Raw genomic sequence first — 13137 nt, 5'->3', positions numbered from 1 at the left:
CTCCTTGTTTTATTTGTTTTTGAAGTATTAACCCTTCACCGATCCAAGCATCGCACCTTTTATAAAATGCTTCTGGATCAGCGGGTAAACCAGCAGAATCGGGACGGTAGCGACCATAATGGTGGCCATCTTGATCCCTTCCATCGATTGCAGTGTAACGTTGACGCTTTGCATCAACGCTTCGGTATCACTGTCCACCAAGAGCTGACGCAGCTTCACCTGCAGCGGGAACAGCCCGGGATCACGGATATACATGATGGCGCTGAAATAGCCATTCCAATGGCCAACGGCATAAAATAATCCGATCGTACTCAGAGACGGAAGCGACAAGGGAAGCACGATACTCCACCAAGTCCGGTATTCGCCGCATCCGTCTATGCGTGCAGCCTCCGTGAGCCCCTCCGGGATTTCACGAAAAAACGACACCATGATAATCAGGTTGAATGCGCTGATGGCCCCAGGGATGATTAGCGCCCATAAAGAGTTCAACATGCCAAGCGACTTGACGAGCAAATATCCCGGAATGAGGGGCACCTGAAAAATCATGGTGAACACGACCAGCAACAGAATAAGAGAGCGCCCCTTCAGCTCGTTTTTGGACAAGCCATAGGCCATTAATGAGGTTATTAGCAAATTGAAGGCCGTACCCACGACGGTCAAAAACACAGTCACGCCGAAGGACTTCCAGATAGCTCCATTCTGCAGGACAGCCTCATAGTTAATAAACGTTACATCTACCGGCAAAATGCTGACCTTCCCTTGGGAAATGGCGGTGCCGCTGCTTAAAGAACCTGCGAAGATGTGCAGAAATGGAAGCAGCATAGCCAGACTTGTCAACGTCAGAAAGACGTAATTGCATACGATAAACGCCCGCCTTGAAGGACTTTCTCTAATGACCATCATGTTCTCCTTTCTACGATCAATAAATCGAATTTCCTGTTGTTTTTTTGCTTAGATGGTTCGCGCCGACAACGAGAATTACGCCTACAACCGATTTAAACAACCCGATCGCCGTTGTGTAGCTGTATTGCCCGCCCAGCAAGCCGACACGGTAAATATAAGTATCAATGATTTCCCCCGTTACCGTGACCAATGGGTTCAGCAGCATATAAACCTGCTCGAAGCCGAGATCGAGTACATGCCCTATGCGCAGCAGCAGCAGCACCATGATGGTCGGAAGCAGTGCCGGAAGCGTGATGCTGATCGCTTGGCGAAGCTTACCCGCTCCGTCGACCTCCGCAGCCTCATACAACTCCGGATGAATCCCGGCCAGAGCGGCTAAATAGATGATCGTTCCCCAGCCGACCTCCTTCCAAATTCCCGAGATGACGACGATCGACCTGAAAAAGTCCGGCTCCTGCATAAAAAACACCGGCTCTTTCCCTAGCCAACGCAGAACATCGTTTACCATCCCCGAGCTCGGGGATAAGAAGTTAATGACGAGTCCGCCTACGATAACCCACGATAAGAAGTGAGGCAAATACAGTACGGTTTGGACCGTACGTTTGAACGCCATACGCCGAACTTCGTTCATGAATAGGGCCAACAGGATCGGTGCCGGAAACCCGATTACGATTTGATATATACTGATCAACAATGTGTTCTTAAGGACTCGGAGGAACTCGGGATACGTAAACAAGTTGACAAAATGCTTCAGACCGACGAATGGGCTCCCGGCAATCCCGGTGAATACGTTGTAATCCTGAAAAGCAATCACGATCCCGGCCATCGGAACGTACTTGAACAAAATAAAGTAGATTAAGCCTGGCAGCACCATCGTATAGATCTGCCAATATTTCAGCAGATAAGGCTTTCGCTTCGCTGCTGCGGGTAACACCTGCGCCGACCCGGACGGTACGGTTCTCCTTCCCGTTGACTCCATGTTGTCCATTCTCCCCTCTCTTGATCGTAGCTTTATAGTAAACGTTTACAACAATGAAATACATGTATTAATTTGCAAAAAGTTGTGTATTTTTTACTTGATTGTATGCGCTTGCAAATTACGACAAAAAAAAGACGTGCAGCCACGTCTTCAGCCTCCTGTCAATCTTTTCTTATATTCCTTTGGAGAAAATCCGCAGTATTTCTTAAACGACTTGGCAAAATGGGGATAATCGGAATACCCTACGGCATAAGCGATTTCGTAGGTCTTGCTCCCTGGTTCCTGAAGCAGCTCCTTCGCCTTTTCCATCCGAAGCCGGGTAATATAATCGATGAAGCTTACCCCGAGCTCCTCTTTAAAAAGTCGGCTGAAATAGGAGGATGACATTCCCGCCTCATCTGCCACGGACTGCAGAGATAACTCCTCACCGGCAAAGTTTTTATCAATATACTCCACCGCCCTCTGAATGCTATGCCTTTGACCCCAGTTGCGCATTTGACGGATTTGTTCCATCCACGAGGAGAGGATAGCTCCGGCTTCACGTTTCAAATCATGCGATGTCTCCACCGTGGGGAACAAGGGCTTCTCTGTCTCGCGAATTTTACCCGAACTGCGCTGAAGCAGCTCCCCTTCCGCCAAGCTGAGCATATCTTCGAATACACGGACCGACTCCGCCTGAGAAATCCCCTGCTCAGTAAGATGGCTGTACGCAGCGTCCAGCTGCTGATAAGCCTCAGCTTCATTAAGCAGCCATAGCTGTTCGGCAAGCACGGCCGCGGCCGCTTGACATTCCAGCAGTCTTCTTCCGCGATCCTTCCGGAGCCGAGTCCGCTCTCCAATTTTCTCCGCAGCTTTGGCTAAAATTTCATTGAGCTGCTCCTCCCTTACCGGCTTCAGCACGTAATCCATAATACCGTACCTCACTGCCTGCTGTGCATAGGCAAAATCATCATAGCCCGACAGGATGACGACTTCCGTCTCCCTCTCCCGGCTGCGTATGGACGAAATCAGCTCCAATCCGTCCATAACCGGCATGCTGATATCGGTGATTACTAAATGCGGTGTCAAGCGCTCCCACAAAGCCAATGCCTCGCTGCCGTCCTCCGCTTCTCCAACGACCTGAAAGCCGTAGGGGCTTTGATTAATCAGCTTGGTCAAGCTTCGTTTAATCATAACTTCGTCATCAACGATCAACACATGATACATTCATCATCACCTGCCTCACTCGGTAATTTTGAGCGTCATTTCAATAACCGTGCCGGTCTCGTCCGACTTCAAGATGGTAAGCCCGTAGGGCGGACCAAAGTTTAACCGGATTCGCTGATGAACGTTCCACAAGCCTATCCGGTCGGGGGAGTGACCGTTATGTCCTTCCATGATACCTGTTTGGAACGCGGCGTTATAGACAGCCTTAAGCTCAGCGCTCATTCCTTTCCCGTTATCTTCAACCCTCAGCACGTATCCTTCTTCCATGCGTAAGCCGACGATGCCGATATAGCTCGGTTTTTGCTTGCGCTCCTGATAGCCATGCTTAAATGCATTTTCCACGAGAGGCTGCACCATGAGCCGCACCGCCTTGACACGGGCCAATAGCTCATCCTCCACATCGATGTGTACATGCAGCGAATGAAACCGCTCCTTCTGAATATCCAGATAGGTCCGGATATATCGTATTTCATCGAGCAAAGTCACGGACTGTTTCGGATTGCCGACACTGTACCGGAAAATGTCGGCAAGTGACGTGGCCATTCTGCTGATCGGCTTTACTCCTTCTATAATTGCATAAGAATTGATGATTTCAAGCGTATTGTACAAGAAATGCGGGTTAATCTGCGATTGCATCGCTTGAAGCACCGATTCCCGCCTGCGAATCTCCATCTCCTGTTCTTTGGTTCTTGAAGAGTGAACTTCTTCAATAAGGCGGCGAATTTCGCTGACCATCCGGTTAAAGCTGCGATTCAGGCCGCCAATTTCATCATGGCGCCGCTCCGGAGCTTTCACACTGAGGTCGCCCTCCTCTGCCCTTCTCATTAATCTTTGCAGGTGGGATAACGATTGCGTTAAGTGCCAAGAAAATCCGCCGATCAGCACCAGCACCAATCCGACGAGCAGAAGGCCGGTCCAGATGGTGATGTTTCTTAGACGGATCAAGCCCCCGTTCAGCTCCTTCAATGGCACCTCGGAAACGAGCGTCCAATCCGTCATTTGCGATCGTTCATAAATGATGAGCCGGTTATCGCCGGATCCCTTCTCAATATAATATCCATGCTGTTCACTAAGCCTAAGGGTAATATCGGAGTTTGATACCCCCTTGCCCCACTTCTCCTTCTCAGGATGGTAAACAATTCGTCCATCCCCGTCGTAAATCCACACAAACCCGCTTTGGCCGAGCTTGATTTTTTCACAAATCTTAATGATCTCGTTCAGCCGTACATAGGCAATTAGCATACCTTGCGACTCATAGGAAACCGTATCCAAAAATTGGCGGCCGATGGTCAACACCGGGGTGGATTCCATGTAGCTTAACCCGGTTATTTTATAATTACGCTCGCCGAGCAGTGTATCCTTGTACTTCTCGTAGCTGGCAATTCCTGCGAAAGAGCTATAGCTGGAGGCAGCATGTCCATGTTTCGATACGATCGACAGGCCATAGATGTCCGGACGACCGAACGTGATGTTCGGAAACAGCTCCTCGGATATCTTGTTATTCACGATGAATCTTTGGTATTGGTCATTCGGGTCAAGCTTCATAAAAGCTTGGATATGCGGATGAAGCAGAAGAGGATACGTGATTCGTTCCAAATCGGTAAAGTAGCCGTCGAGCTGGGAATTCACCTGCCTTACGAGCTGTTCACTATAGCCGATCGCATTGTTCTCAATTTCTTCGGAAGATCTTTCATACCATAACGCACCAAAGGCAAGCAGCGGGACACATAGAAAGAAAAGGATTAGCAACAGAAGCTTTGTTTTTATCGTTAGTGCTCTCCCGATTGTGTTCACCATGGTTTCTCCTCCACCCATTCAAACGAAGACCAAACTTTCCTCCCTTTCCCCTCTGTAAGAGCCGGTCCCAATGCTTATAGGGGGAAACCATACCTTATAAGGCGTGGTTTCCCCCTCATTGTAATGGAATTCGGATACGCTTACAACATCAATCCAATCGGTAAAGGAGCCCGAAATGGGCGGTCCCGCCGGGCAGATCCTGCCAAGTCCCTACGTATGTGCACCTGTCGATTCTCGCTCCGTTTACATCGAGTGCTTTGCCTGTCTGCATATTAAACAATTTACAATAGCCGTCACACGTGACGGCAAGTCTCCACTTCTTTTTCAGACACCTCCGGTATATTTAGAATGGTTGTTACTTGATTACTTGTTCCTTGATATACTGATTTAGTTTTTCCTGCGCGTTCCGCAAGGCGGTATTGACATCGGTGCCTTTCAGGATCAGCTCATTGGCCGCTTCTACAATTAAGCTTCTGCCTTTAGAATCATATTTCGTATGCTCATGCATTCCCGGCTGGAGGTTGAAGAAGGCATTTGTATTTTTCCCCTTTAAGAATTCCAAATCCGCACCAAACTCTTTCTTCATTTCTTCGGTTTTCTTCAGAACGGGAATTCTCCCGCTCTTATTGATGATCTTCTGTACCTCTTCCCCGGCAACAAGAGACAGCACCTGGAAAGCTTGGTCTTTATGTTTACTTGTCGTGGTCACAAACATGTTATGTGTTTCCGCCTGCCATGCATAGCCATTGCCCTTCTCAAAAACGGGGAGTGTTACCATGTCCCAATCGAGCTCCTGACCATTCCTATACAATTTATCGATTTCACCGATAATATCTGCACCCCAATAGCCGGCCATAGCAAGTGTTTTTTCTTTCACAAACATAATGTGCGAGTTGTTTACTACTTTACCGTCCTTCACATATCCCGGAATGTCATGCATGGCTTTATGCAAATTCAGCACCTTTGCCCAGCTATCCGTTGTCAATACGGCTTCGTTCGTCTGCTTATTTACATAAGGCAAAGTTAATCCCATCGCAAATCGGTCCGCTCCCCCTGCGTAGAGACCCACATACTGAACGCCTCCGTCACTCCGAGTCAGCTTACGCGCCAAATCAATTGTCTCTTCCCATGTCATGCCTTCCTTTGGATAAGAGATTCCGAATCGATCAAATATAACCTTGTTATAAAAAAGAGCAGGAATGTTCATCCGAAACGGGAGTCCATACATTTCACCTTTATCGCCAAACTTCTTCATCGCTTCAATGGAGACCGGATCGTACTTGGAAACGTCAAAATTAAACTTTTTGATATACGGATTCAAATCCTCAATAATTTGTAAATCCTGTAAAGCAGGAATCCCTGGCAACCCGGCGATTAAAATATCGGGTACATCACCCGAAGTTATCATCTCCTGCAGCTTGCCGCTAACCATTTCCAATGTAATATGCGGAAATTTCTTTTTTACCTGTTCAACAAAATAGGTGTCAAAATCTTCTTTCGCGAAAAAGCCATGGGCAACCAGTAGCTTTAAAGTAACAGGTTCCGTACTGATCTCGGACACATCCGTGCTTTTTTCGCCGGACATCGTTTGACTTTGGCAGCCGATATTCAAAAGCAACGCTAAGACTGTGGTAGTGAGTGCTAACTTCCTTTTCAATTCGGTCCCTCCATAATCTTCGAATTTTTGCAGGATAAGGCTCTGTGCGACACTGTGCTGTTGAACTACTCCTCTTTCAGAAAAGTACCATTGCGGGCATCTACTTACCTCTTATAGACGCCCCTAGTAAATCCATATAAGGTATTCAATGGGTTTCAGTAATCGCTTTCATAATTATCCATACCTGGTTCCCGTCTTAGCATTCTTAAGCAATGTTCTCATTCCAATGAGTAGTACAATCACCCTGGAGGTTTGCTCCGCATCCCCTATTGAGGAGCGGAGCATTGTTAACGGCTATTCAAGTCGTATCCCTAAGGCGTTCTCAGTACTTTACGGGCCCGTTAAAGATTTTCTTAATTTCTTCCAAAGGCGCCTTCGGCACGCGATCATATGTGAGCAACCCGTTGATTTCCTGTTCCACATCGGTTAGCTGGGTATAACAAATTCCTTGAACATGAGGAGATTGCAGGAAAGGTTCGACAACGTCCGCCAGCTTCTTAAGAAAGTCCTCTTCGTTCTCCGCACCGGAGTAACCCCAGCCCTCCCATTCGCTTTTCTTGAAGGCAATCCCGCCAAACTCGGTAACCAGAATCGGCTGTCCCTCATAGGCTGTCCCTCCGACAAGCACTTCACGGCGATGCGGCTTCGGTCCAAGCGTCTTCTCCAGAGTCGAGTAGCGCTCCTCCAAATCATCCCTCTTCCAAGCATAGTCGTGGATGGTGACTAAGTCGGTTTTCATATGCTCCCACCCATCGTTAGAGACGACGAGACGAGTTTCATCCAGCGATTTGGTCATATGGTACATGGCAAGCGTATGCTGCTGCTGCCGCTTGTCAACAAGGATGTTCGGCACGCCCCAGCTTTCATTAATCGGTACCCAAGCTACGATACAAGGATGATTATAGTCCCGCTCAATCGCTTCCTGCCACTCCAGTGTCACCTTGCGGACATACTCTTCCGAGTAGCTGTAGGCGTTAGCCATTTCGCCCCAAACGAGGTATCCCAGCTTATCCGCCCAATACATGAAACGAGGGTCCTCGATTTTCTGATGCTTGCGCGCCCCGTTGAAGCCCATGGCCTTGGACAGCTCGATGTCCTGCTTCAGCGCCTCATCGCTCGGTGCCGTCAGGATGCCGTCGGGGAAGTAGCCTTGGTCGAGAATCAACCTCATGAAATATACCCGGTTGTTCAGCATGACCTTCCCTGCTTCGACCGATACTTTCCGCATGCCGAAATAGCTTTCCAGAGTATCGACCTGCTTGCCGTCCACAAGCAGAGTAACCGTTACATCGTAGAGATTCGGTTTGTGGGGCGTCCACCACCGACCTAACCCATGATCATTGAAGTCGTGCAGGGCGACGGTTCTGCCCTCTTCCGCGTGATTCAGGCTGAACGTGGTGCTTGTCGAATATTCGTCCTTAAAGCGAATATCGATTCGGGCTTCCGCCTTGCTTCCCGATGGTATTTGGTTCAGGAAGGTCCGAATATGGATTTCGTTCCTGTCAATATCCGGCTTAAACTTTAGCTTCGTTATGTACAGCTCGTTCACCGGCTCCAACCAAACGGTCTGCCAAATTCCTGTCGTTCTTGTATAGAAAATCGAAGCAGAATCTTCCTTCCAATATTGTTTCCCGCGGGGCAGCGTCACATCACGGCTGAAATCCTCCGCTCGAACAACCACGACATTGTCACCGGATTGGAGTGCCTGGGTAATGTCGGCATGAAACGGCGTATGCCCCCCTTCATGGAATGCAACATTACGACCATTCACCCACACTGTTGCGGCGTAGTCGACAGCACCGAAGTGAAGCAGGATTCTTTGGCCGGTCCACTCCGCAGGAATTTGGAAAAGGCGTCGATACCAAACGAGATCATGAAAGCCCTTCTCCCCTATGCCGCTTAATTTACTCTGATAGGCAAAGGGGACTTGAATCTGCTTGGACAAGCTCTTATCCCCCAGTCCCCACTGCTGAGCGTCGCCAATACGCTCATCATCGAATGCAAACTCCCATGCTCCATTAAGATTCAACCACTGCTCCCTCATAAGCTGCGGGCGCGGATACTCTGGGCGTAATACTTCAGTTGACATAGGAACGCTCCTTCTTGTTAATTATTTAATTAACATTATTATTCATATGTTAAATACTAAAGCGAGATTCATTAAAAGTCAATCATTTTGTTGATATGTTAACTTAATAGTTATATAATCGTTTACGACAGGAGTGTGATGGTCATGAATCTAGATGTGACAACTAAGAATATGAGTGTTTTGGAATGCTTCTCCTCTGAAACCAGAGTTCGTATCATAGAGCTGTTAAATGGTCGTCCATATAATATCGGCGAGCTTGCAGAGGCGCTCGGCTTCTCGTCGGCTATTATTACCAAGCATATTCAGAAGCTTGAGGAAGCGGGAATTGTGCAAACGGAGAACCTCGTTGGAAAGCGCGGAACCCAAAAGCGGTGCTCCTTAAAGGTAGATCAGCTTACATTAGTTTTGCGAACGGAATCGAAAGATAAGTCTGACGATCGTACCCGATATACGGTGGAATTGCCTATCGGGCAGTATATCCGCTATGATGTGCAGCCGACCTGTGGGCTGGCTGGTACGGAGAAGCGCATTGGAATGATGGATGACCCTCGTTACTTCGATGATCCTGAGCATACGAGAGCGGAGCACTTATGGTTCGCAAGCGGTTATGTGGAGTATCGCATCCCTAATTATTTGGTTGGGCAATCGGAAGCCACCAGCATCACCTTCTCGCTTGAAATATGCTCAGAGGCCCCCACCTATAACGAGAATTGGCCCTCGGATATTACCTTTGCTGTCAATGATATGGAGGTTGCGACGTGGACCTGCCCGGGTGACTTCGGCAGCAAGAGAGGTATATATACCCCGAATTGGTGGAAAGATACGCAGTACGGGCTTCATAAGACGATTTCTGTGACACGGGAGGGCTCATTCATTGACGGAGTGCGCAGCTCTGACGTTCAAATCCGTCAACTCGGCATTAGAGCCGGCTCGGAGATTCTCTTTCGCATACAATGCCCGGAGAATGCCATCAATTGCGGCGGCGTAAGCCTGTTCGGCAAAGGCTTTGGCAACTACCCGCAGGATATTCAGGTTACGATTACCGTTTAAAATCGAATAGATACAGCTTAACGAGGCTGCAGTTCAGTTGAATTGTACCCCGTCAAGTAAACAGCAAAATAAGAATCGGTTAAGCGGCCTTGGTCCTGTATTTCATGGGACTGAGGCCGTTTAAATTTCTACTGGTGAACTCATTAGCACAAATCGACTCTATCAATTTCATGAGAAATAAGTCAATACACTGCGATTTTGTGCATATTGAAAGCGTTTCGTATAGTCTATAATTTGAATTGTAATATATTGGTTGTTCTGTATGAAAGGAGGTTCTAGAGAAAACGCTGCTATCAACTTTTTCGCTTTTGGCGAGACCATGCCTGAACATTAATTTTGCGGGCAATTCGAGAACCCAAGCGAATGAAAAGAGGAGTGAAATTAGAGGATGTCATTAAAAAGGATATCGAAAAGAATGGCGGCTACAACCCTTGCGGCAGTCATGGCGGTCACCATGAACGTTTCCGCTGTCAGCGCAGCAATTCAGCTGCCTAAGACAGTTGATGATGCGTTTACGGTTGACGTCGAACCTGGCGATCCTGAAGGTACTTTAACCCAGAGCAACTATATCAGTCAGATAGGTGTAGACACAACGATTGCCGCACCGTATCCGAAAATGATTCCCGTCGTTTGGGGGCCGGCCGTCACAGGCACCAACACGTGGAAGCAATACACGGAACCAGTGGGAGACGGCGTGGATTTGACTGTCCCCTCGGATGTAGGGAATGCGACTCTGCGTGATTGGGGTATATTGGATGTGACCGCTGCCCCCTTTAACGCGACGGTTAATGATACAACGGACGATACGGCAGCCATTCAAAAAGCGATTGAATACGGCAAGTACTATCAAATGGCCGTTTATCTTCCTGCAGGGACGTATATCGTGTCCGATACGATTCACCTTTCATCCGGCATTTCCATGCGGACGGGGAACCCGATGACAGTCATTGCGCAAAAAAATGAAATGCCTACCGTATTGATCGGCTCCAAGACAGGAACAACCACAATCAAGCTGAAGGCTCAAGCTTCGGGATTCGGAGATCCTACTAACCCGAAAGCGGTTCTGCATTACTACCAGCCTGAAATCGGGCCTCGAGACAAAAATAATAACCCGGATAAGATTACGGTCGAGTGGGGAAAAGAGCATGCCGCCGACCGGGAAGGCAATATTATGATTGACAGCATTACTGTCGATACGAACTCCAACCCGGGATCGGAGACGAACCCCAACGACGGAGCGATCGGTATCGTCATGAGCTCCGCGCAAGGCGGGGTTTTGCAGGATGTTACAGTCGATGCGACCAATAGTCTGGTAGGCATTGTGGGCGGCTCCGGGAATGGCGGAAGCTGGACCAACGTAACCGTAACCGGTGGAAAATTCGGTATCGACAGCAGATCAAAGACGATCACGGTACCTTCTATGCAAAATATTACGCTGCAGGGCCAGACCGAGGTGCCATGGCTTGCAGGAGCCGGGGGTACAACAGTCGTAGCAGGCATGAAAATTATGGCCCCAAGCGGAAAGCCAGCCATTATCCGAACGACTAAGCCGCAGCCCTTCTTCGGGTCTTTAAACTTAATCGATACGTCCATTGAATATCCGTCAGCCTACAATGGACCTGCGATAGTAACTACGGCTACCAACGGTAATTTGATCGATTCGGCGATTGGCACCCCAAGCGACCCGTCTGTTCCTCCTGCGCAACCAAAATATACGGAAGCCATTTACTTGAATAATTTTTATGTCAAAAATGCAGCAAGAGTTTTGACGAATAATGAAGGCACAAACGGAATTCCTCTAAATGCAAATACCGGCGGCTGGTTCCATATCACGGAGTATGCGACAGGCAAGACTGACACATGGAATAGCTTAGACTGGAACAGTAAAGTTTATATAAGTAAAACGGATCAAGGATATACCCATGTAGGAGCTTCAGATAATGCAGCGCCTCTCTCTACTTTGCAGTCGAAACATGGCTGGACGGCTGCAGATTTCCCAAGCTTCCAAATGGCAAATATCGCCGATTACAGTGTAAAAAATCCTATCTACGCCGGCGGCGCCAAAGGGAATGGAAACGCCGACGATACCGCGGCCATTCAGGCTGCAATCAACGCAAGCGATTACGTATTTTTGCCGAAGGGATATTACCGGATCAAAGGTACGCTGCAGCTGAAACCCAATACAAAGATTTTCGGTGTTAGCCCAGCCTTCACTACGATTTACACGAGGCCCGAAGATATCCCGGCTTGGACCGCCGTTCAAGCGGTTGCGCCATTGGTGCGAACGGCAAACGATGCGAATGCCAATACGGTCATTAGCGACATCTCCATCACGCCACCGAGAGAGATAGCGAATACACGTGCAGATAAAACAAATACAGACCCGCTTCCTCATCCGCTGTACTCCCTCAAGTGGCAGGCTGGCGGCAGCTCCAAAATGAGGGCTGTGCAAATAGAACCTATCCGTACTCATGGTTTTCTTGGTGGAACGAAAGCAAATCTTGAAAAGTTCCAGATGGTTCCAGGAAAGTTTATTCATCCTTTGATGCTGATTACGGGCAGCGGTGGCGGCAAAATTTACAATGTCTACGCCCAGCTATTCGGTGAAAAAGCAAACGCAACCAATCCAGCCTTAAGCACATTGGATGAGAGCACGATGAGATTGCTTGCTATCAGGGATAAGGATGCCAGCAACGGGCTGTCTCTGTATGCGACGAACTTTGAATATCTTAAGAGCGATGTACAGGTTGAAGTTTTAAATTCCCATTACGTGACCTTCTATGGAAGCAAGACGGAAGAGAACACAACTTACATGCATATTAAAGACTCCAACCATATCCGAATTTTCGGACATAGCGGAAGCGGCTCTGCACCATATGACGGTCAAAAGACGAAGTTCGCACCTTCGTCACCGATTGAGGAAGCTAAGAAGGGCTACCTGTTTCACGTTGAGAATACGACGAATTTCCTAATTACGAGCTTAGCCGATCAGGTACATGTCGGGGATCCAAAGTGGGTATTTGAAAATCAAGTAGTCAAAAATCCATACAATTATTATTACGCGCTAGTCGTAGATCTGCATAAAGTTCCTAGCCTCAATAGACCGAGCATGTATAAAATTGGAAATCCTGCAGGCAGTCCTCCATAAGGTAACGAAAAAAGGGTGGTACCTCCGAAATGGCGGTACTGCCCTTTTTAATATCCTTTGTATCCCAGAGAGTTCCACTTAACCGATAATGGTGGTGTCTTCGTCACTTTTGTATTCCAAAACATCTCCGGGCTGGCATTCTAAAGCCTTACAAATTGCTTCCAAAGTTGATAATCGAATCGCTTTTGCCTTTCCATTTTTCAATATGGAGAGATTAGCCATTGTGATCCCGACCCGCTCCGAAAGCTCGGTAACGCTCATTTTTCTTTTCGCCAACATTACATCGATATTGATGATAATCGCCATGT

9 protein-coding genes are annotated in these 13137 nt (G+C 48.1%); 2 read left to right on the top strand and 7 right to left on the bottom strand.

All coding sequences use genetic code 11. From position 1 onward, the window contains the following. Positions 1-27 precede the first annotated feature (27 nt). The 6 genes from QMO62_RS26740 to QMO62_RS26715 all read right to left on the bottom strand — a co-directional run bounded on the left by QMO62_RS26740 (position 28) and on the right by QMO62_RS26715 (position 8631). The gene (locus QMO62_RS26740) at positions 28-903 is read right to left on the bottom strand and encodes a carbohydrate ABC transporter permease (protein WP_348651730.1); all 876 of its coding nucleotides are present in this window, start codon (positions 901-903) and stop codon (positions 28-30) included. 16 nt (positions 904-919) lie between these two features. Continuing rightward, positions 920-1882: an ABC transporter permease gene (locus QMO62_RS26735; RefSeq protein ID WP_284645549.1), complete on the bottom strand. Its 963-nt coding sequence runs from the start codon at positions 1880-1882 to the stop codon at positions 920-922. Positions 1883-2032: 150 nt separating this feature from the next. Next, positions 2033-3088, bottom strand: coding sequence for a response regulator (locus tag QMO62_RS26730; RefSeq protein WP_284645548.1), 1056 nt, complete (start codon positions 3086-3088; stop codon positions 2033-2035). Between the two features lie 15 nt (positions 3089-3103). After that, positions 3104-4885, bottom strand: a complete 1782-nt coding sequence (locus QMO62_RS26725; RefSeq protein WP_284645547.1) for a cache domain-containing sensor histidine kinase — start codon at positions 4883-4885, stop codon at positions 3104-3106. A 355-nt stretch (positions 4886-5240) separates the two neighbouring features. After that, positions 5241-6542: an ABC transporter substrate-binding protein gene (locus QMO62_RS26720; RefSeq protein WP_284645546.1), complete on the bottom strand. Its 1302-nt coding sequence runs from the start codon at positions 6540-6542 to the stop codon at positions 5241-5243. A gap of 322 nt (positions 6543-6864) precedes the next feature. Further along, positions 6865-8631, bottom strand: coding sequence for a glycoside hydrolase family 2 protein (locus QMO62_RS26715; RefSeq protein WP_284645545.1), 1767 nt, complete (start codon positions 8629-8631; stop codon positions 6865-6867). Positions 8632-8775: 144 nt separating this feature from the next. On the opposite strand from QMO62_RS26715, the gene QMO62_RS26710 reads away from it, so the two are divergent. Further along, complete coding sequence (locus QMO62_RS26710; RefSeq protein WP_284645544.1) at positions 8776-9681, top strand: ArsR/SmtB family transcription factor; 906 nt, start codon at positions 8776-8778, stop codon at positions 9679-9681. 415 nt (positions 9682-10096) lie between these two features. Then, positions 10097-12829, top strand: coding sequence for a glycosyl hydrolase family 28-related protein (locus QMO62_RS26705; protein WP_284645543.1), 2733 nt, complete (start codon positions 10097-10099; stop codon positions 12827-12829). Positions 12830-12907: 78 nt separating this feature from the next. On the opposite strand, the gene QMO62_RS26700 is transcribed toward QMO62_RS26705, so the two are convergent. Next, the gene (locus tag QMO62_RS26700; protein ID WP_284645542.1) at positions 12908-13135 is read right to left on the bottom strand and encodes a helix-turn-helix domain-containing protein; all 228 of its coding nucleotides are present in this window, start codon (positions 13133-13135) and stop codon (positions 12908-12910) included. Between the last annotated feature and the right edge of the window lie 2 nt (positions 13136-13137).

It is taken from the genome of Paenibacillus silviterrae (assembly GCF_030167925.1).
In the GTDB taxonomy this organism is placed as follows: domain Bacteria; phylum Bacillota; class Bacilli; order Paenibacillales; family NBRC-103111; genus Paenibacillus_G; species Paenibacillus_G silviterrae.
This window is presented reverse-complemented; position numbering and strand designations above follow the sequence as displayed.

What these genes read in the sequence shown, in the direction of transcription:
- QMO62_RS26740 (WP_348651730.1), bottom strand. Translation starts at nt 903, where the DNA reads ATGATGGTCATTAGAGAAAGTCCTTCAAGGCGGGCGTTTATCGTATGC.
- QMO62_RS26700 (WP_284645542.1), bottom strand. Translation starts at nt 13,135, where the DNA reads ATGGCGATTATCATCAATATCGATGTAATGTTGGCGAAAAGAAAAATG.
- QMO62_RS26735 (WP_284645549.1), bottom strand. Translation starts at nt 1,882, where the DNA reads ATGGAGTCAACGGGAAGGAGAACCGTACCGTCCGGGTCGGCGCAGGTG.
- QMO62_RS26715 (WP_284645545.1), bottom strand. Translation starts at nt 8,631, where the DNA reads ATGTCAACTGAAGTATTACGCCCAGAGTATCCGCGCCCGCAGCTTATG.
- QMO62_RS26710 (WP_284645544.1), top strand. Translation starts at nt 8,776, where the DNA reads ATGAATCTAGATGTGACAACTAAGAATATGAGTGTTTTGGAATGCTTC.
- QMO62_RS26725 (WP_284645547.1), bottom strand. Translation starts at nt 4,885, where the DNA reads ATGGTGAACACAATCGGGAGAGCACTAACGATAAAAACAAAGCTTCTG.
- QMO62_RS26730 (WP_284645548.1), bottom strand. Translation starts at nt 3,088, where the DNA reads ATGTATCATGTGTTGATCGTTGATGACGAAGTTATGATTAAACGAAGC.
- QMO62_RS26705 (WP_284645543.1), top strand. Translation starts at nt 10,097, where the DNA reads ATGGCGGCTACAACCCTTGCGGCAGTCATGGCGGTCACCATGAACGTT.